This window comes from Brevundimonas fontaquae (genome assembly GCF_017086445.1).
Classification (GTDB): Bacteria; Pseudomonadota; Alphaproteobacteria; order Caulobacterales; family Caulobacteraceae; genus Brevundimonas; species Brevundimonas fontaquae.
Map to the genome: position 1 here is coordinate 1,175,760 of NZ_CP070968.1, position 20,734 is coordinate 1,196,493.

Here is a 20,734-nt window from a genome sequence, read left to right on the forward strand (position 1 = left end):
TTCGAACAGGGCCGCCGCCTGGGCATCAGGCCTTGCCTTCGAAGGCGACGCTGAAGCCGCCCCACATCATGCGCTTGCCGTCGAAGGGCATGTCCATGTTCGCAAAGTCGGGGTCGTCCTGCATCTTGCCGAAACAGGCGTCGGCTGTGGCGCGGTCGGGCCAGGTGACCCAGGAGAAGACGACGACCTCGCCCTCTTGCAGCTTCACCGCCATGGGAAAGCTGGTCAGCTTGCCGTCCGGCACGTCCTCGCCCCAGGTCTCGACCTGCGACAGGGCGCCGTATTTCTGAAACAGGGGCCAGGAGGCCTCGGCGGACTTGACGTAGCGCGCCTTGTCCTCGGTTTTCACGGGGGTCAGGAAGCCGGTCACATAGGTCATCGGTCGTCTCCTCTTTCTGGATTCAAACGTCGGCGACGGCGCGGTCCAGCGCCGCGATGTCGATCTTGATCATGCCCATCATGGCCTGCATGGCGGCCTTGGCGCGCGCGGGGTTCGGATCGGTGGTCAGTTCCATCAGGCGACGAGGCGTGATCTGCCACGACAGACCCCAGCGGTCCTTCAGCCAGCCGCAGGCGTTCTCGCTGCCGCCGTCGGCGAGCAGGGCGTCCCACAGCCGGTCCGTCTCGGTCTGATCCTCGGTCATCACCATGAAGGAGACGGCCTCGGTGAAGCGAAAGTTCGGTCCGCCGTTCAGCGCCAGATACTCGCGACCCGCCAGCACGAACTGCACAGTCAGCGCCGATCCTTCAGGACCGGAGGGCGTGTCGACCGGCGAACGGTTGACGGCGGTGATCCGACTGTCGGGCAGCAGGCTGACATAAAAGGCTGTCGCGGCCTCGGCGTCGCCGTCGAACCACAGGCAGGGAATGATCTTGTCGGCCATCATCCGCGCTCCTGCGGGAAGGTGTTGACCAGCCAGTCCTTGCCGAACCGGTCGCGCGCCATGCCGAAGCCGGGGGACCACGACGTGGCGGCGAAGGGCATCTGGACCAGGCCGTCTTCGCTCAGCCGGTCGAAGATTTGGCGCGCCCGGTCGGCGGTATCGAAATGCAGGGCGATGGCGGTCTGGGTGGGCGGCGTGCGCCGGATTTCGGTCCCCGAACCGCCCGCGTCGGCGCAGACGCCCGGCGGATTGTCGGATCCCATGATCGCCTGGTCGCCGACCTGCATCCACGCGTGGGCGATCTTGTCCTTCCAGTCGGGGCCGACCGGGGCGTCGGGCATGTCGCCGAAGGTGATCAGGTTCAGTTGATCGGCGCCCAACACCTCGGCGTAAAAACCGAAGGCTTCGCGCGCATTGTCTTCGAACGTCAGATTGGGGGTGATCTTCATTGGGTTTCTCCTGTCGCCTGTTCTGTCTCTGCAAGAACGGCCAGCTGATCGGCGACCGCGCCCCAGCCCTGTTGGAAGCCCATGGCCTTGTGGGTCTCTGCGGCTTTTTCGTCCCAATGCCGGGCCGTGGCGGTGTAGCGGGTTCCGCCGGCCTCGGGTTCGAAGGTGTCGATGCGGACGAAGTTCATGTCGCCGGCCTGCGGAACCCAGCCCTCGGTGAAGGCCCCGGTCGAGACCAGTCTGCGGCCCGGAACGACCTCCAGAAACACGCCGGAATAGGGATGCCGCTCGCCCTCTGGCGAGGCCAGTTCGACATTGGCCCGCCCGCCGACGCGCAGGTCCCAATCCACGACCGGCGTGGTCCACGGGCGAGGACAGAACCACTCGCCGGTGCGCTCGGTATAGATCTTCCACACCGTTTCCGGTGAGGCCTTGATCAAACGGCTGATGCTCAGTTCGCGACTGTCACCCATTACGACACCATGGCGTTGGCGGCGAAGGCTTCGGGACCGGCGGCGACGGCGGCCGGGTCCATCCACATCGGTTCCCAGATGTGGCCGTCTGGGTCGGCATAGCCGCGACAATACATGAAGCCGCGATCCTGAATTGGATTGGGGTCCATTATCCCGCCCGCCCCACCCGCGCGTTCGACCACTGAATCCACAGCCTCCCGGCTGTCGAACGAGATGCACAGCGCCATCTGCGCCGAGGCATGGGCGTCGGGGATCGCTCGGTCGGTGAAGCTGCGCCACTTGTCGTGGGTCAGCAGCATGACGTGGATCACGTCCGACACGACCATGCAGGCGGCCGTATCGTCGCTGAACATCGGGTTCCTGATCGCGCCGACGGCTTCGTAGAAGGCTATCGACCGGGGCAGGTCGGCGACCGGCAGGTTGATGAAAATCAGCTGGGCCACGGCGTTTCCTCTCCTTGTTATTTGCGAAACCTGACTCCGATGATTACCATAGTCAACTATGAAGTTAGAAAAGATAACGGATAAGGCGGGCCGAAAATACCACGATGCTTGCGGCGCTGCGCACGGACTGGACCTGATCGGCGAACGCTGGGCTCTGCTGGTGATCCGCGAGCTGATGATGGGTCCGCGCCGGTTCGGCGATCTGCGAAAGGATCTCCACGGCATTTCCGCGAACGTGCTGACCCAGCGACTGGAGGGGCTGGAGGCTTCGGGCATCGTGACCCGCCGCAAACTGCCGCCGCCCGCCTCGGTCCAGGTCTATGAGCTGACGCCCTGGGGATACGAGATCAAGCCGGTCTTCATGGTGCTGGGCGGCTGGGCCGCGCGCTCGCCTCGCCACGACCCGACCCTGCCGATCAGCGCGGTGTCGATCATGCAGTCGTTCGAGACGATGTTCGATCCGGCCCTGGCCGGAGACGCAGCGATGACGGTCGGCTTCGTCTTCGGCGACGAACCTTTCGTCGTTCAGATCGAGAAGGGCACGATCACGACCCGCCGCGGCGCCACGGACGCCGCCGACGTCGTCCTGACGACCCAACCCCCGCTGGTCGCGGCCTGCGTCTACGGCAAGGTCCCGCCCGCCGCCTTCGAGGCCGACGGCCTGATGACCCTGACCGGCGACCGTGCCGTGTTCGACCGCTTTGCGGGCTTCTTCAACCTGCCGGAGAAGGCGCCGGTCTGAGGCTTCAGGCCAGCATGTCCAGCAGCGTCCCGGTCATGTCGTCGGCGGTGCGCAGAACGGCGGCGTTGGCGCTGAAGGCGGTCTTGGCCTGGATCCGCTCCACGGTTTCCTCGGCGAGATTGTCCAGCGGCGCGGTGGCGGTGCGGCGCGCGCTGTTGTCGAACCGGTTCTGCGCGGTCGTCATTCCGGCGGCGGCTATGGAAAGCGCTTGCATGGCGAAGCTCCGGACGCGGTGGGTTCGATCGCCAGACTGCGTCTTTCAGGTCAACGTCGCCTGAAGGAACAGGGTGAACGGCGTTTTCCGCCCCGCTTGCGCCCTTATTGATGTATAGAGCGCCATCATTCGCCCGGCCTGAGGTCTGACCTCGGCCGGGCGCGGTCGTTTCGGCGACCGCCCTTGTCCGTTGTCCCAGGTTTCCTATGCCCTTTCCCGCCGTCCATCCCGCGCTCGACCGCGCCCTGATCAACAAGGGCTATGCCGAACCCACTCCGGTTCAGGCCGCCGTCCTGGAGGCGGAGCATGCGGATCGCGACCTGCTGGTCTCGGCCCAGACGGGTTCGGGCAAGACCGTGGCCTTTGGTCTGGCCGCTGCGCCTACCCTGCTGGGCGACAAGCCGATCTTCGGCCCCGGCGGCGCACCGCTGTGCCTGGCCATCGCGCCCACGCGGGAACTGGCCATGCAGGTCGCGGCCGAGCTGCAATGGCTGTACGCCGACTCCGGCGCCAAGATCGCCACCTGCGTCGGCGGCATGGATGCGCGCCGTGAAGCCCGCGCGCTCAGCTTCGGCGTCCACATCGTCGTCGGCACGCCCGGCCGCCTGAAGGACCACATCGATCGGGGCAATCTGAACCTGTCCGAGCTGAAGGTCGCCGTCCTCGATGAGGCCGACGAGATGCTGGACATGGGCTTCCGCGAAGACCTGGAGCACATCCTGGACCAGGCGCCGGCCGAACGCCGCACCCTGCTGTTCTCGGCGACCATCGCGCGCGAGATCGCCACCCTGGCCAAACGCTATCAGAAGGACGCGGTCCGCATCGACGCGACCGACAAGACGCGCCAGCACGCCGACATCGAATACCGCGCCTATCGCATCGCGCCAAACGAGATCGAGCACGCGGTGGTCAACACCCTGCGCTGGTTCGAGGCGCCGCGCGCCATGGTCTTCTGCTCGACCCGCGACAGCGTGCGTCACCTGCAATCCTCCCTGCTGGAGCGCGGCTTCTCGACCGTCAGCCTGTCGGGCGAAATGGGTCAGCGCGAGCGCACCGATGCGCTTCAGTCGCTGCGTGACGGCCGCGCCCGCGTCTGCGTCGCCACCGACGTCGCCGCGCGTGGTCTGGACCTGCCGGACCTGGGTCTGGTCATCCACGCCGAACTGCCGATGAACCGCGCCGGCCTGCTGCACCGTTCGGGCCGGACGGGCCGGGCGGGCAAGAAGGGCATCTCGGTCATGCTGGTCCCGCACTCGCGCCGTCGCAAGGCTGAGCGGCTGATGGACGAGGCCGGCGTAGACGCCGTCTGGACCGGCGCCCCGACCTTCGACGAAATCCGCAAGGCCGACGAGGATCGCCTGCTGTCGCCGTCGCACTTCGAGGCCGACGTCTCCGACGAGGACATGGTCGTCGCCAAGCGGATGATCGCCGAGCGCACGCCCGACGAGATCGCCGCCGCCCTGGTGCGCCTGCTGCGCAAGGAACAACCGGCGCCGGAAGAACTGTCCGATCCGGGTTCGGATCGCGGTCCGGCCAAGCGGGAGCGCACCGTGCGCAACGACGACGGCACGGCGGCCCAGCCCTGGCCGGGCGACCGCCTGGGCGCCGATGATGTGGTCTGGTTCCGTCTGGACGTGGGCCGCAACAAGAACGCCGACCCCAAATGGCTGATCCCGCTGATCTGCCGCATCGGCGGCATTTCCAAGCCTCAGATCGGCGCCATCCGCACCTTCCCCGAAGAGACGCGCTTCGAGGTCGCCAAGACCCACGAGAAGGCCTTCCGCGAAGCCGTCGCCGCCTCCAAGGACGAGGTGAAGATCACGCCGTCGGAAGCCCCGACGCCCGGCTCGATGAAGGCCAGCCGCTTCGCCGGCAAGCCGCGCGAGGATGGCGACCGCCCCTTCAAGAAGACCCCCTACAAGCGCGCCGATGGCGGAGAGGGCGACGCCCGCCCGCCGTTCAAGAAGAAGCCCTGGGCGCCGAAGGCTGACGGCGGCGCCAACCCGCGCTCGAACGCCTCGGGCGACAAGCCCTATGCCAAGAAGCCCTTCAAGGCCAAGCCGGGCTTCAAGAAGGACGGCTTCAAGGGCAAGCCCAAGGGCTGATCTGCGACCACTTGCCTGATCCTGGGCGGAGGCGCACCCTCCGCCGATGAGCACGCCGTCCGCACCTGAGGGCCGTTACGCCTCGTTCGAGGCCTTCTATCCCTATTATATCCATGAGCATTCCAACCGGACGTGTCGGCGCATCCACGTCGTCGGCACCTTTCTGGTGATCTCGGCCTTCGTCGCCTTCGTGGCGACGAGGAACGCCTGGTGGCTGCTGGCCATGCCGCTGCTGGGCTACGGCTTCGCCTGGGTCGGGCATTTCTTCTTCGAAAAGAACCGGCCCGCGACGTTCAAATATCCGCTGTGGAGCCTGATGGGCGACTTTCGCCTGTTCTTCGAGACAGTGACCGGCAAGCGCCGCTTCTGAGTCCGTATTTCAAGCTGCGCGGTTCGGCGAAACGGATTAACCTCCGCCTGCGGCATGGCGCCGCTGCTGCTGGAGGGAGCAACATGAAATCCATCGCCGTCATCGCCGCTGCGTCTGTGCTGCTCGTCCCTGGCGTCAGCCTGGCGCAAAAGAGCGGGGCCAAGCCCGACTTCACCCTGGACCCCAACTACGGTTCGGTGCGGCTGGAGACCGGCTTCACGCCCGATCCCTGGACCAAGTCCATCCTCGCGGGCGGTTCGATCGCCGCCTCGGCCGCGCAGTCGGGCTGCGAGGGCAAGGTCAGCGCCGCGCCCGACCTGCAACTGAACTTCGAAGCCGGGGATCTGGACCTGACCATCAAGGCGGTCGCCAGCGAGGACACCACGCTGCTGGTCAACAGCCCCGGCGGCCGCTGGTACTGCGACGACGACAGCGGCGGCGACCTGGACCCGATGGTGACCATCTCCAACCCTGAGAGCGGTCGCTACGACATCTGGCTGGGCACCTATAACGACAACATGGTCCAGTCGACGCTGCAGATCAGCGAACTGGGCGGCACGGACACGACGGCGGGCGCGGCGCCCAATATCGATCTTGAGCCCAACTACGGCACGGCCAATCTGCGCGGCGGCTTCACGCCCGACCCCTGGACCAAGTCGATCCTGGCCGGTGGCTCTTCGCCCGCCTCGGCCGCCAAGTCGGGCTGCGAAGGGTCGGTCAGTTCAGCCCCGGACATCCAGATCTTCTTCGAGCCGGGCGACGCCGATCTGACCTTCCGCGTCCGCGCGGACGAGGACACCACCCTGCTGATCAATACGCCCAACGGCCGTTTCTACTGCGACGACGACGGCGCGGGCGGCGTCGATCCGAAGGTGACGATCACCAATCCGCAGAGCGGCCGCTACGACATCTGGGTCGGCACCTATAATGGCTCGATGGTGCAGTCGACGCTGGAAGTGTCCGAACTGGACTGATCGGCGTAAGCCATCAGACACGAAAACGCCGGCTGACCTTCGCGGTCAGCCGGCGTTTTTCATGATCGGCCGGATCAGTTGGAAGCGGTGGTCCAGGCCGGGGGGCAACCGTCGAAATCGCCGGCGTCCACGATGGTCAGGGTGCGCATGTTCAGGCGCTGCGCCTGGTTCATCGAGCCGCGACCGTTGCCGGTATAGAGGTCGATCTTCTGGCCCTTGATCGCGCCGCCGGTGTCGGAGGCATACCAGTAGCCGTCGTGGATGGTGCCGTCGGCCAGACGCATGCCGACCGTTTCGCGGATGAACAGCTTGGTGCGGCGCGGGATCACACGGGGATCGACCGCGACGGTGCGCATGGCGATCGGACGGCAACCCAGCGAATCGTTGCCCGTCGCGCCGCCGCCGCCTGCGTGATAGAGGCGCGCCGACGCGCGCCAGTCCGGATCGGAGGCCATCAGCTCGGCCTGTTCGGCGCTCAGGGCGGTCTCGACTTCATCGGAACCGACGATGGCGGCAGGGGTTTCAGTCCTGACTTGATCCGCCGCTACGACGTCATTGTAGGGGACAGGCCCGCTCGTCACAGACGATACGGCAGCCCAAAGCATGGCGATAGCAGCGGAGGCGCCGATCATGAGTTTCGCTCAGGAGACACCGGCTCCCAACGCCGCCGGCGCTGGCCTTGTCGCGTTAACCTGTGGCGAGAAAGTGGCGAAACCCGCCTTGGCGCCGTCTGTTACGATTTGTTTCTAGGTTAACGCCCTGTTTTGTATAATCTATTTATCCCCAACCTTCGCGCTCAGGGACGACGCCCCCGGCATCAGAACTTGAAGTTGAGGCCCGCCTGAAGCACCGGCAGGACCTTGTAATCATCGGCCTCGGCCTGAATCTCACGCTCTTCCTGATCCAGACGCGAACGGAAGGTAGGGTCGTTCGACAGCGTCCCGCCGCGAGCGTCCAGATCCACTTGCGGAGCATCGCCAAAGGCCGCGCCGGCCAGAATGCGGAAGCCCAGCCGTCCGCCGCGCGTAAAGGTGTTGTCATAGCCCAGGCCGACGAAGGGCGCCGTGCTCTCCAGATCGATGCGGCCGGTCAATGTCCCGACCTGGGCCGGGGTGAAGGTCGCGCCGCCGACATTGACGTTGCCGGTGGGCGTCGCATCCAGATCCACCTTGCGATCGCCGAAATAGGCCCCGCCCGAGATCAGAAAGCCGTTGCGGAACGGATGCAGGTCCACAAATGCGCCCGGCGACTTGAAGTCGATCTTGGCGTCGTAGTCGATGCCCTTGTAGGTCTGGTCCCGATCCCATTTCAGCACGTCATAGCCGCCGCGCAGCACCACGACCGGGCTGAGTGCGAACTGCGACTGAAGGCCCGCGCCCGGCGTGCCGACCTGAACGCCGACGGCGAACCGGCCGTCAGCCTGCGCCAGGGCCGATGTGGCGGGCAGGGCGGTCGCGATGACGGCGGTGATCAGCAGGGTCTTCATGGCGTGCAGGTCCGAACTGGCAGGGTTCTCTTAACCTCGCCAGCCAGCTCTGAAGATTGGGTTACGCCGCCCAGTCGCCGGGCGCCGTGTCGCGCCTCGCCTCGGCCTCACGCACGGCCTCCACCGCGCGGTCCAGCACCTCCAGGCCGGCGCCGGGCTTGATCGCCTCGACCGTCAGAATGCGACGGAACGCCCGCGCGCCCGGCCGGCCGTGCATCAGGCCCAGCATATGCCGCGCCATGGCAGGCAGGGCGACGCCCTCCTCCAGACGCGCGGCCATATAAGGCCGATAGCGCTCCAGCGCGGCGAACGCGTCGGTGTCCTCGACCGGCTCGCCATACAGACGACGATCCGCCTGCCCCAGAATGGCCGGCTCGTGATAGGCGGCGCGACCCAGCATGACCCCGTCCAGCTTCACGCCGTCGACCTCCGCTAAATGCGCCTCGGCGGCTTCCATCGAGGCGATGCCCCCATTGATCGAGATGTTCAGATGCGGCCGCTCGCGCTTCAGCCGGCGCACCAGACCGTAGTCCAGCGGCGGCACGTCGCGGTTCTCCTTGGGCGACAGACCCTTCAGCCAGGCCTTGCGCGCATGGACGATGAAGACTTCGATCCCGACGGCGGCGCAGGCGTCCACCGTGGCGAACAGGCTGACGGCCGGATCCTGATCGTCCACGCCGATGCGGCATTTGACCGTCGCGGGCACGCTGACGGCCCCCTTGATCGCCGCCATGCAGTCGGCCACCAACTCCGGCTCGCGCATCAGACAGGCGCCGAACCGACCCGACTGCACCCGGTCCGACGGGCAGCCGACGTTCAGGTTGATCTCGTCATAACCGAACGCCTCGCCGACCTTGGCGGCCTCGGCCAACTGCGCCGGGTCCGATCCGCCCAGCTGCAAGGCCACCGGATGCTCCAACGCATCGAACCCCAGCAGTCGCTCGCGATCCCCATGCAACACCGCCGGCGCCGTCACCATCTCGGTATAGAGCAGCGCCTTGCGCGTCAGCGCCGTGTGGAACGCCCGGCAATGCCGATCGGTCCAATCCATCATCGGAGCGATGGACAGCGTGCGTGAGGCGTTCAGGGACATGGGGTTGCGGCTTGACCAGCGATCCAGGGGCGAATGAGGCGGCCCATACGCGATTTCCGGCCCGGCGTGAAATCAGAGACCCCCAATGCACAAGCGTGGCCCGATAGGCGTCCCGCGCCGGATCACGCGGGACGCTTTGTCGAGGCTTAGCGGCGAACGCGCATTTCCAGTTCGCCGATGCGGCGGCTCAGGTAGGCCGTGTCGTCGGATGAGGGGCTGGTGCGGCTGTAGGCGGCGTCCAGGCGAGTGAGATCGCCGGCCTCGACGCGGATGTCGGCGGCCTCGGTGCGGCTGACGGCGCCCGAGCGTTCGGCGGCGGTCAGGGCGGTTTCCAGGTTCGCCAGACGGGTGCGGGCGGGCAGGTTGGCGGACGGCGTCTGTCCGGCTGGGCCGTCGCCGACCCGCAGGTCCAGCGCGTCCAGACGGGCGTCCAGATCAGCGCGCTCGCTGGCGCTGATGGAGCCGTCGGCGCTGTAGCGGCTCTCCAGCTGGATCAGGGCCTGATAGTCGGACTTCAGGCGCGTCGCCTCGGTGCGGGTGATGCGGCGCGCCGTCACGGCGGCGTTGACGCGGGTGTCGAATTCCGCACGGCCTTGGGCCACGGTGTCTATGTCAGCATAGCCCGAGGCGCCGGCTTCCAGCGTCTGCGTCAGTGCGGTGTAGCGGGCGTTCAGATCCGCGCGTTCCTGGGCCGAGATGCCGCCGACGGCGTAGCGGTTTTCCAGATCGACCAGGGCCGAATAGTCGGCGCGCAGGCGGGTCGCGGCCGAGGCGGAGACGCCGCCGGCGCGCACGCTGGCGTCCACGCGGGTCGAGAATTGGCCTTGTCCGTCACGCAGAGGACGGCCGCCGCGCAGCCAGGCCTGATCCATCGCCGACAGGCCCAGACGATCACCGAACAGGGCGCCCACGACCGCGCCCAGCCGATCCTGGGTCGTCGAAGGGTATTGCGTCTGGGCGACCGCAGCGCCGCCCGCGAGGGTCAGGGCGGTCGTGGCGATCAGGGCGAGGCGGACGTTGCGCATGGGAAAGGCCTTTGTCGGTTGATGTCAGCCCACAGAACGAAGGTCGTCCGCCTTGGTTGCCCGCTCGGCCCTAGTCCCGGATGAAGTGCGGCACGAAACGCGAGGTGTTCCTCGTGATGCGGCCCGTGTCCTCGCGCAGGCTGATGCCGGCCGGTTCGGTTCCAACCACCCACGACCCGACGATCACATGATTGCCGTCGAACAGGGGCGGATCGCACAGCGCTTGGCGGATGTAGCGCCCCTCGCCATAGCCGCCGTCCACCACCTCTGCGGCGCTGACACCCCGGTCGATCAGTTCGACATTGTCGCCTTCGCGCGAGAACAACGGCTTGCGCACATAGGATGAGCCCAGCGCCGCCTCGGCCGGATCGCCTTCGAAATAGCTTTCCAGCAGATTGGGGTGGCCCGGATGCCGCTCCCACAACAGCGGCAGTATGGCCTTGTTGGACAGGATGCTCTTCCACGCCGGCTCCAGCACGGTCACATCCGCCGTGGGCAGGGGCGCGGCGTAGTCGTCGCGCAGCATCTGCTCCCACGGATAGAGCTTGAACATCGCCTGGATGATCCAGTTCTCGTGATCGACGAACCGGCCGTCGGCGTTCAGCCCGATCTGTTCGATGGCGACGAACTGGGGCTCCAACCCGGCCTGCTGGGCCAGGTCTTCCAGGAAGCGCACCGTCTGGCGGTCCTCGACGAAATCGGCGTCCGAGGCGAAATGCACGAAGCCGCCGTTCGGGAAGATGGCGCGGAACCGCTCGACCAGCTTCTCATGCAGGCTGTTGAACTGATCCGCATCGGCGGGCAGGGCGCCGGCCTTGATCTGGTCCTCCAGCCACAGCCACTGGAACACGGCCGTCTCATAGATGCTGGTCGGGGTGTCGGCGTTGTATTCATACAGCTTGGCCGGCCCCGTGCCGTCATAGGCGAAGTCGAACCGGCCGTAGAGGGACGGGTCGCCCCGCTTCCAGCTGTCGGCCACATAGTCCCTCATGGTCTCGGGAATATCGAGCTGTTCCATCAGCCGCTCGGACTGGACGGCCTCGTTGACCAGCTCCAGGCACAGGCCGTGCAGTTCCTCGGTCGGCGCCTCGATCCCGTCCTCGATCTCGGCCAGCGAGAAGGCATAGGCCGCCGTCTCGTCCCAATACGGTTTGCCGTCGGTATGGCGCCAGGTGAAGCCGAGTTCCTCAGCCTTGGCGTCCCAGTCGGTGCGGGGATCGAAGCGCAGACGCTCCATGGATCAGGCCGGGTCTTCGTCGGGGGTCGATTGGCCGATGCGCGGCGTGACCACGGTCACCTCCGGCTGGCTCAGGCGGGCCAGGACGTCGTCGGCCGAGGAATGTCCGGGCAGGATGCCGGCCTCGCGCAGCTTGGCGTCCAGGTCCGCGCCGGTGCGGCGATCTTCCAGCGCCTGGCTGGCGTTCAGCTTCTCTTCCTGGATCGCCTGGCGCTGTTTGATGCGTTGCAGGCTGTCCGCCGCCGAGCCGATGCGCGACTGGGCGCCGGCCGAGTTCAGGGCGACCGACGTCTGGGCCTTCTGGACGGAGTCGTTGACCTTGACGATGTCGATCTCGCGACGAAGCGTCTCGATCTTCTGGTCGGTCGAGGCGATGGCCGTGCGCAGGCGCGTCTCGGCCGTCTTCATGTCCTCGATCAGCGGACCGCGGCTGGTGATCTCGACCTCCAGCTCGGCGATGCGGCCGGCGACTTCGCGCGCCAGATCGGTCTTGCCCTGACCCAGGGCGGTGCGGGCCGAGCTTTCGTATTTGGCGATCTGGTCGCGGAAGCTGGCCATCTCGTTTTCAGCCATGCGGCGGCGCGCCACCAGGCCGGCCAGGTCATCGCGGGCCTTGCCCTGGGCGTTGTCGGCGTCGCGGATTTCCTGGTCGAGGATCTTCAGCGCATTGGCGTCGACGACGCCCTGGGCCGCATCGTGGGCCGAGCCGCGGAACAGGGCGGACAGTTTTCTGAGCATGGACATGGTCGGTCTTCCGGGATCAGGCGGCGTCGGCGCCGAAGGTTTCACGCAGTTCGGTGGCGTCGATCGCATTCTCGGCCAGGGTGCGCAATTCGATCAGGATGGTCTGAAGCGTCGTCTTGCAAGAGAGTTCGCCCATCAGCTCATACACGTCTTCGCCACCGACATTGGTGATGGCGAAGTTGGACAGGGGCACCACGCGCTGGGCCTTCAGCAGGAACTCGTTGAAGGCATGGCGATCCTTCTGCTCCGACACCGGCCACAGCAGAACCGAACAGACGATCTGGGCGCCGCCGACGCTCAGATAGACCGGCAGGTCGCCGTATTCGTGCATGGTCGCCAGCAGCACCGGCTCGGCGCCCTCGACCACGCGCAGGGTCATTTCGCCGTCACGCAGCAGGGTTGAGCCGTCCAGCGCCGCCTTGATGGCGGGTACGGTCCAGGGGGTCTCGATCACGGCGTCCATTTGATGGTCGTCTCCAGAGGTGATGGAATCGGAAGTGGGGCGGCGCGGGCGCCCCGCAAGCTGTGGCCCGCGCGTTGAATCGGTGACGATGGCGCGCACGGCCGCCTTGACGTCGTCGCGAGCGGCGGCCGGCACCCAAAGCTCCAGCTTGACCAGGCCCGCCTCACGACGCGCCTGTCGCCACGCACGGATGCGGTCGTTGGCGGCGGAAGAGGGCGATGCGTCGTTCGGCATATCGTTACATGAAACGCGTAACATGAACGCTTGACTTCGCCTAGGGGTCTGGGTTCATCTAGACGAGAGGGAAGGACATATGCTGCTGCCGCGAATGAAGCTGGCCGTGATTTTCGACCGGGCGTTCCACGCCATGGCCGATATGCACTGGCGTATGCTGGGCGGGCTGATCCTCTTTCACGCCGTTTCGTCGTGGCTTCTCCTGGCCATCGCCCACGAAGCGGAACTACATGATCCGCTTACATTCTTCTACTGGTACGCGACGACGGCCTACACCGTAGGTTATGGGGACCTCAGCCCGCAAGGCGTCGGCGGGCGGCTGATCACGGCCTTGTGGATCTTTCCCGGCGCCATCGCGGCTTTCACGACGGTCGTGGCCAAGGTGCTGGCCGGGATCGGCGACATCTGGCGCGCCCGGCGATCGGGCAAGGGAGACTATTCAAGGATGACCGATACGATTCTGCTGGTCGGCTATCACCCCGTTCGAACGCCCAAGATGGTCGAGGAACTGTGCGCGGAGCTGAATCGGTCCCAGACCCTGGTGCTGCTGACGCGGCAGGCGGTGGCGGACGTCGATCCGCGCATTCGCTATGTCCAGACGGACAGCTTGACCTCGACAACGGGTCTGACGCGCGCGGGCGCAGCGAGCGCCAGTCGCATATTGATCCACGCCAGCAACGACGCCGACACCCTGACCGCCACCCTGGCGGTCTCGGCGATGGCCCCGGACGCCGCGCACATCGTCTGCTTCTTTGATGATGCTGACAGCGCGCGGCTGTTGGCGCAGCATTGTCCCGGGGTCGAGATCGTCCTGTCGTCCGCGCCGGAAATGCTGGCCCGTGCCGCGCGCGATCCGGGTTCCAGCCAGGTCATCAGCGCCTTGACCAGCCACCTCGACGAAGGCGCGACCCTGTTCAGCCTGCGATGGGCCGGCGCGGGTCGGTCGGTCGGCGACCTGACGCAGCGTTTCCTTCAGCACCGCGCCACCCTTCTGGCGCATCAGCCGGACGGCGCGGACTCGCCACGTTTCAATCTAGCGCCGGAAACAGACGTGGAACACGGCGACCGCCTGTTCTATGTCTCGGCGGCCCGGCTGAGCCAGCCGAGCCTGGCCGGATCCTGATCGTCCCATGTTCAAGAAGATTTTCGGATCGTCGGAGAAGGCTGCGCCTGCCAATCGGTTGGCGACGGTGCGCAACATCACCGTCGGCCGCACCGTGTCGTTGGACCCGCTGGCTTGGCGCCGGCTGGGCGACGAGACCCATTTCAGCCTGGATCGCGACGTGCTGGACATCTCGGCGCAGGGGTTGGTCAGCCTGGACAGCGGCCAGTTCGTCCATCGTTTCTACACCGACGACCACGTCATGCTTCAGGCCATGAGCGACGACGAGGCCGGGCTGGAATCCTACGACTTCAGCCTGTTCGTGCCCTGGACCTCGGCCTATCCGCCGGGCGAGCGTGAACGCCGCATCTGGCGTGACCGCCTGTCGGCGCCGGTCTTTCACGGCGCGGCCGAAGAACTGCCCGATTATCCCCGCTTCTGGTTCGCCGAAAGCGACGCCATCCAGCCGCCCGTCACCCTGTGGGAGACGATCTGGGACGACCGCGCCGCCGCCACGCCCTATGCCAAAATCTTCCAGACCTGCATGCTGTATGCACGCGAGCTGGGCGGCGGACGCGAACTGATGCTGGCGCTTGAGCAGCAGCCCGAGGGCGGCGACACCACGCACGAAATCATGATCGGCATTCCGCTGGAAATGGCCGAGTTCCGCGCCTGATCGCGCAATCCGAGGGGGCAAGACCGATGTTCGACTGGTTCATTTTTCAGCAGGGGGCGATGGCCTTCCTGATCGCCTTCGCCATGGCGGGCGCCTTCACCCTGGCCTTCAAACTGATCTACCAGTGGGTCACGCCCTATCACGAACACACGCTGATCCGGGAAGGCAACACGGCCGCCGCCATTGCGCTCGGGGGCGCCCTGATCGGCTATGTCTTGCCTCTGGCCTCGGCCCTGTCGCACACCGTCAGCCTGATGGAGTTCGCAGCCTGGGCTCTGCTGGCCGGCGTGATCCAGATCGTCGTCTTCGTCGCCATCAGCCGAATGGCCTTCCGCAATCTGGTCGTCCGCATCGAGGCGGGCGAGATCGCCGCGGCCGTCTATCTGGCCTCCATCTCCATCTGCGTCGGCCTGCTCAACGCCGCCTGCATGACGTCGTGAACCCATGACCGACCCCAAAGACCTGCCCCAGAACCTGGCCAAAACCGACACCATGCGCCGGCTGAAGCGCTCGCGCGTCCTGCACGTCAGCAGCCTGATGGCGACCGCCAGCTTCTCGCTGGCCGCCTGCGGCTCGCCCCAGCGTGTCCCGGCGCCCGAGCCCGAACCGACCCTGGCCTATCAGTCGTTGGACGAGTGCAAGGCGGCCAACGACATTCCCGACAACGAATGCGACGCCGCCCTGGCCAAGGCTCAGCAGGAGGCCGCCAAGACCGCGCCGCGCTACGCCACCCGCGAGGAGTGCGAGGGTCAGTGGGGACCGTCGCAATGCCAGCCGAACAACAACGGCGGCTCCTTCTTCACCCCGCTGCTGACCGGCTTCATCGTCGGCCAGATGCTGAACGGCGGCGGCTATCGCGGCGGCGGACCGCTGTACCGCGACCGCGAGGGGCGGCTGTCGAACGGCTATGGCGGCGGCTACGCCTACCGCGACTATCGCACCGGCAAGACCCTGACCAATGCGCGCGAGCATGGCGACGTCGCCCGTCAGGCCCCGACGCGGGTGCAGAGCCGCACCACCGTCGTCTCGCGCGGCGGCTTCGGCGGCGGCGGCCGGGGCTACGGCGGCTGATACAGTTCTGGCGCCGGGCGCCGGTCTTCCCCTAATAGGGATCGCTCTCACGCTTCACGACAGACCGGACCGCTTCGCCTCATGACCGCATCGCCGCCCCCGAATGGAGGCTTGGACGTCGAAAGCTGGGGCGACCCCGAGGATCCCATCGTCCTGCTGATCGGCGCGCCCGAGCGTCTGTCCGGCGACTGGCGCCGGTCGGTGCGCGCGCTGGTCGAGGCCGGCCGCCACGTCATGCTGACTGCCGACTTCGACGCGGCGGATGACAGCTCCGCCGCCCTGCGTCGACTGCTGACCGAACTTCCCTCTCGCCCGGCCATGGTCTGTTCCGACACGACGCTGGAGGCCGTCGCGCCTGCGCTCGCCGTCACCGGCCCGGCCCTGGCAAGCTGTCTGGTGGTCGTCGCCGAAGGGCAGGGGGCTGTCTCGCTCGAGCTTGAGACACAGTTGGCCGGCGTTCCGATCCAGACGATCGCGCGCGCCGAGGCGCCGGACGCGGTCGAGGCCGAGAACGCCGCCCTCCTGGGCTTCCTCGAACGCCACGCCCCGCGCGACGCCCTGCATTATCAGGCCGGCTCCGACCCGCGCACCCTGCGCGACGCCCTGGGCTGTTTCGCCACCGGGGTCACGGTGGTTACGACGCTGGACGAGGCCGGACAGCCCGTCGGCCTGACCGCCAACTCCTTCTCCTCGGTGTCGCTGGACCCGCCGCTGATCCTGTTCTGCCTGGCCCGCTCGTCCACCAATGTCGACCGCTTCCGCCAAGCCGAACATTTCGCCATCAACGTCCTGCATATCGGCCAGCAGCCGACCTCCGGCGTCTTCGCCCGGTCCCAGGCCGACCGGTTCCAGGACGTGGCGTGGGAGACCTGGGACACCGGCGCGCCCATCCTGTCGGGCGCCCTGGCCAGTTTCGAATGCGGAACCGAACAGATCGTCGAGGCCGGCGATCACCTGGTCATCATTGGCCGGGTCAGGCGCGCCCGGTTCGAGCCGCGCCGCGATCCGCTGCTCTATTTCCGGGGCAAGTATCGGCGGCTGCACTTTTCCTGACCGGCCGGGATCGCTATCTCTCGCCCGAAATAGAGGAAGCCGTCCCCATGTCCGCGACCACGTCCGCCGATCCCGTCGTCATCGTCTCCTACGCCCGCACTCCGATGGGTGGTTTCCAAGGCGCGCTGTCCGACGCCAAGTCCACCGACCTGGGCGCCGTCGCGGTCAAGGCGGCGCTGGAGCGCGCGGGCCTGGATCCGCAAAAGGTCGAGCAGATCATCATGGGCTGCGTCCTGCCTGCGGGCCTGGGACAGGCGCCGGCGCGTCAGGCGGGCATGGGCGCAGGCCTGCCCACCTCGACCGAGGCCACCACCATCAACAAGATGTGCGGCTCGGGCATGCAGGCGGCGATGATGGCGCACGATGCGCTGGCCGCCGGTTCGGCCGACGTGATCGTGGCGGGCGGCATGGAGTCCATGACCAACGCCCCGTATCTGATGCAAAAGCACCGGGGCGGCGCCCGCATCGGTCACGACGTCATTTCCGACAGCATGTATCTGGACGGGCTGGAGGACGCCTACACCCCCGGCAAGCTGATGGGTCAGTTCGCCGAGGACACGGCCAAGGACTATCAGTTCACCCGCGAGCAGCAGGACGCCTACGCCATCGAAAGCGCCGGCCGGGCCAAGCGCGCCCAGGAAACGGGCGCCTTCGACGCCGAGATCGCCTCGGTCGAGGTCAAGACGCGCAAAGGTCCCGTCACCGTCGACCGCGACGAACAGCCGACCCGGTCCGACCCGTCCAAGATCCCCAATCTGAAGCCCGCCTTCGGCAAGGACGGCACCATCACCGCGGCTTCCGCAGCCTCGATCTCGGACGGCGCCGCCGCCCTGGTCATGATGCGCCAGTCGACGGCCCAGGCCCTGGGCCTGACGCCGGTCGCCCGCGTGGTTAGCCAGGCCGCCCACGCTCACGAGCCGCACCTGTTCACCACCGCCCCGGTCTTCGCCCTGCAAAAGGCGCTGAAGAAGGCGGGCTGGAGCGCCGATGACGTCGATCTGTGGGAGGTCAACGAGGCCTTCGCCATCGTGCCGATGATCGCCATGCAGGAACTCGGCATCCCCCACGACAAGATCAACGTCAACGGCGGCGCCTGCGCCCTGGGCCACCCGCTCGGAGCTTCAGGAGCCCGCGTCCTAACCACCCTGCTGTCCGCGCTGAAAGCCCACGGCAAGACCCGCGGCATGGCCGCCCTCTGCATCGGCGGCGGCGAAGCCACCGCGATGGGCGTGGAGTTGGTCTAAGGCGGGGGGGGGCTTAACAGCCCCGAGGATCGTGTCGCCGTCTATCGCCCCAGCTTGCGATAGGCGTCGAGCAGGTTGGACGGCGAATAGGGTTTGGTCAGGACGGGCCGGTCGCTGAAACGCGGGTCGATGATCGCGGCGTCGCCATAGCCGGTCGCGAACACGAACGGCACGTCCATTTCCGTCAGCCGGGCGGCGATGGGCACGCTCTGTTCGCGGCCGAGGTTGTAATCCAGCACTGCAAAAGCCGGGACCGATTCGTCCAGACTGTCGATCGCCGAGGCGACGCTGGAGGTCACGCGAACGTCGTCCGCACCCAGGCTCTGAAGCATGGCTTCCGTCTCGAGCGCGATCAGAAGATTGTCTTCGACCAGCAGGACCCGGCCCTCGATCCGATCAAGACCGGGCGTCTGCGGAGCTTGAGCCGGCGCCATCTCGGCCTGTAGCTCGGGGCTGCACTCGGCGATATGGGCCGACGGCAGGGTAAAGCGGGCGCGCAGGCCGGAGGGCAGGAACTCCACCGATGCGGTGCCGCCCAGCTCGTGGGGGATCGCCCGCTCTATGATGGTTGATCCGAACCCGCGTCGCGTCGGCGGCGTCACGGGCGCGCCGCCCTGTTCCAGCCAGTCGATCACCAGGCCGTCGGCGTCACTGCATTTGAGCGCGATGTCCACGGCTCCCGACGAGTCTCGGAAGGCGCCGTATTTGGCGGAGTTGGTGATGAGTTCATGCATCACCAGGGCGACGGTCGCGAAGGCGTCGGGCTGCACCCCGGCGTCGTCGCCGGTGATGCGGACACGATCGGCCTTCTCACCAAGGTAGGCGCCGGCCTCGACCCGGATCATATGCGTCAGGGAACGGGCGCCCCAACCGTTGCTGGTCAGCTGGTCGTGCGCTCGCGCCAGGGCGTGAACCCGCGTGGAGATTTCGTCGGCGAGCGCCTTGACGCTGACCGCGGCATCCGACGACTGCCGGACCAGACCGACGATCAGGTTGAGGATGTTTCGGACGCGGTGGTTCAGCTCGGCGATCAGCAGGTCCTGCTGATCGTTCGACGTCTTGCGCTGCCTTTCGGCATGATCAGTGACCTGCAGAACGATTTCCAGCAGGGTCACCCGAAGGATCTCGGCCATGCGCCGATCCTGGTTGCTCCAATGCTCCGACTGCCCTCGGACGGTGTCCTGCCACAGGGCGAAACTGGTTCGCGGGGACAGGCCGTTCTGGCCGGGGACCACCGCCTTTTCCGGCTTGCCGGCCCAGTTGACCGTGTTGACCAACTCCTTGCGGAAGAAGACGACGTAGTCGCGCGGCCGGCGCGAGACGGGGATGGCCAACAGCCCGGCGACGTCTCCCGACCAATCGGCCGCCTCTGGATAGGCCTGACGCAGTTCGTGCGTTTGGAAGGGCTGGCTGGATGCGGTGCGATTGAGAAAGCGCATCAGTCCCAGGGCCTCGTCGGCGTTCGGCGTCTCGCCGGACAGCCGCAGGCGACCGTCGATGAATGTCGCCAGTCCGTCGGCCTTCAGCCGGCCTTGCACCTTTTGGAGGTGCGGGAACAGCTCATCGACCGAACCACCGTCGCCGGAGAAGCTGGCCAACATCGCATTATGCAGCTCGCGGGCTTCCGCCTGATGTTCGACGGCCTCCGCGCGCTGGATCGACTCGACGATGGAGGACAGCATCGCGCCATAGAAATCCAGCTGCTGCCTCAGCGCCGCCGAGGGGCGTTTCGGCTTGGTGTGATGGCAGGCGATCAACCCCCACAGGGCGCCGTCGACCACGATGGAGATCGACATGGACGCGCCCACGCCCATGTTCTTCAGATACTGGATATGGGTGGGCGACACGGCGCGGAGCCCCGCCATCGACAGATCGAGCAGCGCGCCCTCGGGCGTCGTCCTGGGCACGACGGGGCAGGTGGGCGCTGAGACATCGGCGATCAGCCGGATCGGATTGCGCAGATAAAGGGCGCGCGCTTGAACCGGAATGTCGCTGGCGGGATAGCGCAGACCCAGGAAGGCTGGCAGGTCCGAATGACGGGCTTCCGCCACCACCTCGCCGCTGTCGTCCGGGCGAAAGGCGTAGACCATCACCCGATCGAAGCCGGTCAGGGCGCGCACCTGTCGCACCGCCAGCTTGGCGACAGCGTCCAGCGTCCGCATCTTGCGCAACTGCACCAGCATCTGCTGCACGGCGCGGTCGTCGCCCGACCCGCTCGCCGGCTCGAACTCGAGGATGATGGAATCGCCCAGGCGATGGATGCCGACGTCGAGGCGCTCGTCGCGCCCCTTAAGGATGACGTCGCTCACCATCTCGCCCTGATCGTCGTGCCCGGCGATCTGCAAACGGCCTCTCAGATCGTGCATGACGTTCGGCCCGACAATGTCGACAAGCGAGCGGCCCAGCACCTCTTCCGGCGAAACCCCGATGAACGCCCGCAGGTTGGAAGAGGCGCGCCGGACGATCCAATCCGTCGAGACCTCGATCAGGCATCCGTGGGATTGAACCTCGCCCAGAAACTGGATCGCCTCCAGGGCGCATTGGTCGAGCGCGCCGCCAGTTCGATGTGACCCTATCAACATGTGGAGCGTCTCCAAACGATCTCTATGGATCGAATGGGATTAATACGATCCATTTTGGCGCATTACAAAT

The 20,734-nt window shown here is 66.7% G+C and carries 24 protein-coding genes; 10 read left to right on the forward strand and 14 right to left on the reverse strand.

The genetic code is table 11. From position 1 onward, the window contains the following. Positions 1 to 25 precede the first annotated feature (25 nt). The 5 genes from JX001_RS05670 to JX001_RS05690 are packed head-to-tail and all read right to left on the reverse strand — an operon-like array spanning position 26 to position 2,249. Entirely contained in the window at positions 26 to 379 is a 354-nt protein-coding gene (locus JX001_RS05670) for a DUF1428 domain-containing protein (protein ID WP_017506381.1), read from the reverse strand. A 22-nt stretch (positions 380 to 401) separates the two neighbouring features. Next, the gene (locus tag JX001_RS05675) at positions 402 to 887 is read right to left on the reverse strand and encodes a VOC family protein (RefSeq protein WP_350354485.1); all 486 of its coding nucleotides are present in this window, start codon (positions 885 to 887) and stop codon (positions 402 to 404) included. Continuing rightward, a complete protein-coding gene (locus tag JX001_RS05680) occupies positions 884 to 1,333 on the reverse strand; it encodes a VOC family protein (protein ID WP_205682656.1) in 450 nt (149 codons plus the stop codon). Before JX001_RS05680 ends, JX001_RS05675 begins: the two co-directional genes overlap by 4 nt. Beyond that, positions 1,330 to 1,806 carry an SRPBCC family protein gene (locus tag JX001_RS05685; RefSeq protein WP_205682657.1) on the reverse strand — a complete coding sequence of 159 codons (477 nt, stop codon included), beginning with the start codon at positions 1,804 to 1,806 and terminating at the stop codon, positions 1,330 to 1,332. The genes JX001_RS05680 and JX001_RS05685 overlap by 4 nt, the downstream gene beginning before the upstream one ends. Next, on the reverse strand, positions 1,806 to 2,249 hold the full coding sequence (locus JX001_RS05690; protein WP_205682658.1) for a VOC family protein: 444 nt from the start codon (positions 2,247 to 2,249) through the stop codon (positions 1,806 to 1,808). The genes JX001_RS05685 and JX001_RS05690 overlap by 1 nt, the downstream gene beginning before the upstream one ends. A gap of 58 nt (positions 2,250 to 2,307) precedes the next feature. Here JX001_RS05690 and JX001_RS05695 point away from each other — a divergent pair, with 58 nt between their 5' ends. Next, positions 2,308 to 2,991, forward strand: coding sequence for a winged helix-turn-helix transcriptional regulator (locus JX001_RS05695; protein ID WP_205682660.1), 684 nt, complete (start codon positions 2,308 to 2,310; stop codon positions 2,989 to 2,991). A gap of 4 nt (positions 2,992 to 2,995) precedes the next feature. On the opposite strand, the gene JX001_RS05700 is transcribed toward JX001_RS05695, so the two are convergent. Beyond that, a complete protein-coding gene (locus JX001_RS05700; protein WP_161638373.1) occupies positions 2,996 to 3,205 on the reverse strand; it encodes a flagellar basal body rod C-terminal domain-containing protein in 210 nt (69 codons plus the stop codon). Positions 3,206 to 3,411: 206 nt separating this feature from the next. Between JX001_RS05700 and JX001_RS05705 the strand changes: the two genes are divergently transcribed. The 3 genes from JX001_RS05705 (at position 3,412) to JX001_RS05715 (ending at position 6,654) form a co-directional block, all read left to right on the forward strand. Beyond that, a complete protein-coding gene (locus JX001_RS05705) occupies positions 3,412 to 5,310 on the forward strand; it encodes a DEAD/DEAH box helicase (RefSeq protein ID WP_205682661.1) in 1,899 nt (632 codons plus the stop codon). 46 nt (positions 5,311 to 5,356) lie between these two features. Continuing rightward, on the forward strand, positions 5,357 to 5,680 hold the full coding sequence (locus JX001_RS05710) for an Mpo1-like protein (RefSeq protein ID WP_026108600.1): 324 nt from the start codon (positions 5,357 to 5,359) through the stop codon (positions 5,678 to 5,680). Positions 5,681 to 5,763: 83 nt separating this feature from the next. Next, positions 5,764 to 6,654: a hypothetical protein gene (locus JX001_RS05715; protein ID WP_205682663.1), complete on the forward strand. Its 891-nt coding sequence runs from the start codon at positions 5,764 to 5,766 to the stop codon at positions 6,652 to 6,654. 74 nt (positions 6,655 to 6,728) lie between these two features. On the opposite strand, the gene JX001_RS05720 is transcribed toward JX001_RS05715, so the two are convergent. From JX001_RS05720 to JX001_RS05750, 7 genes are all read right to left on the reverse strand, one after another. Then, a complete protein-coding gene (locus tag JX001_RS05720; protein ID WP_017506372.1) occupies positions 6,729 to 7,286 on the reverse strand; it encodes a 3D domain-containing protein in 558 nt (185 codons plus the stop codon). 185 nt (positions 7,287 to 7,471) lie between these two features. Beyond that, the gene (locus tag JX001_RS05725) at positions 7,472 to 8,140 is read right to left on the reverse strand and encodes a hypothetical protein (protein ID WP_205682664.1); all 669 of its coding nucleotides are present in this window, start codon (positions 8,138 to 8,140) and stop codon (positions 7,472 to 7,474) included. A 61-nt stretch (positions 8,141 to 8,201) separates the two neighbouring features. Continuing rightward, positions 8,202 to 9,233: a tRNA dihydrouridine(20/20a) synthase DusA gene (gene dusA / locus JX001_RS05730; protein ID WP_205682665.1), complete on the reverse strand. Its 1,032-nt coding sequence runs from the start codon at positions 9,231 to 9,233 to the stop codon at positions 8,202 to 8,204. Positions 9,234 to 9,379: 146 nt separating this feature from the next. Then, positions 9,380 to 10,258 carry a hypothetical protein gene (locus JX001_RS05735; RefSeq protein ID WP_205682666.1) on the reverse strand — a complete coding sequence of 293 codons (879 nt, stop codon included), beginning with the start codon at positions 10,256 to 10,258 and terminating at the stop codon, positions 9,380 to 9,382. A gap of 70 nt (positions 10,259 to 10,328) precedes the next feature. Continuing rightward, on the reverse strand, positions 10,329 to 11,495 hold the full coding sequence (locus JX001_RS05740; RefSeq protein ID WP_205682667.1) for a glutathionylspermidine synthase family protein: 1,167 nt from the start codon (positions 11,493 to 11,495) through the stop codon (positions 10,329 to 10,331). A 3-nt stretch (positions 11,496 to 11,498) separates the two neighbouring features. Continuing rightward, entirely contained in the window at positions 11,499 to 12,239 is a 741-nt protein-coding gene (locus JX001_RS05745; RefSeq protein ID WP_205682668.1) for a PspA/IM30 family protein, read from the reverse strand. A gap of 16 nt (positions 12,240 to 12,255) precedes the next feature. Then, positions 12,256 to 12,936 (reverse strand): DUF2170 family protein, encoded by a 681-nt coding sequence (locus tag JX001_RS05750; RefSeq protein ID WP_205682669.1) that lies wholly within the window; start codon positions 12,934 to 12,936, stop codon positions 12,256 to 12,258. Positions 12,937 to 13,015: 79 nt separating this feature from the next. Between JX001_RS05750 and JX001_RS05755 the strand changes: the two genes are divergently transcribed. The 6 genes from JX001_RS05755 to JX001_RS05780 all read left to right on the forward strand — a co-directional run bounded on the left by JX001_RS05755 (position 13,016) and on the right by JX001_RS05780 (position 18,082). Next, positions 13,016 to 14,059, forward strand: a complete 1,044-nt coding sequence (locus JX001_RS05755) for an ion channel (protein ID WP_205682670.1) — start codon at positions 13,016 to 13,018, stop codon at positions 14,057 to 14,059. A gap of 7 nt (positions 14,060 to 14,066) precedes the next feature. Further along, a complete protein-coding gene (locus tag JX001_RS05760; RefSeq protein WP_205682672.1) occupies positions 14,067 to 14,714 on the forward strand; it encodes a DUF2491 family protein in 648 nt (215 codons plus the stop codon). A gap of 26 nt (positions 14,715 to 14,740) precedes the next feature. Continuing rightward, positions 14,741 to 15,154, forward strand: coding sequence for a DUF350 domain-containing protein (locus tag JX001_RS05765; protein ID WP_205682674.1), 414 nt, complete (start codon positions 14,741 to 14,743; stop codon positions 15,152 to 15,154). A gap of 4 nt (positions 15,155 to 15,158) precedes the next feature. Then, positions 15,159 to 15,785 carry a DUF1190 domain-containing protein gene (locus JX001_RS05770; protein ID WP_174087113.1) on the forward strand — a complete coding sequence of 209 codons (627 nt, stop codon included), beginning with the start codon at positions 15,159 to 15,161 and terminating at the stop codon, positions 15,783 to 15,785. Between the two features lie 111 nt (positions 15,786 to 15,896). After that, positions 15,897 to 16,838, forward strand: coding sequence for a flavin reductase family protein (locus JX001_RS05775; RefSeq protein WP_241004774.1), 942 nt, complete (start codon positions 15,897 to 15,899; stop codon positions 16,836 to 16,838). A gap of 47 nt (positions 16,839 to 16,885) precedes the next feature. Then, positions 16,886 to 18,082, forward strand: coding sequence for an acetyl-CoA C-acyltransferase (locus tag JX001_RS05780; protein WP_205682678.1), 1,197 nt, complete (start codon positions 16,886 to 16,888; stop codon positions 18,080 to 18,082). A 41-nt stretch (positions 18,083 to 18,123) separates the two neighbouring features. Here the strand turns inward: JX001_RS05780 and JX001_RS05785 are convergent, their stop codons facing one another. Beyond that, positions 18,124 to 20,664, reverse strand: coding sequence for an HWE histidine kinase domain-containing protein (locus tag JX001_RS05785; protein ID WP_205682680.1), 2,541 nt, complete (start codon positions 20,662 to 20,664; stop codon positions 18,124 to 18,126). Positions 20,665 to 20,734: the final 70 nt, after the last annotated feature.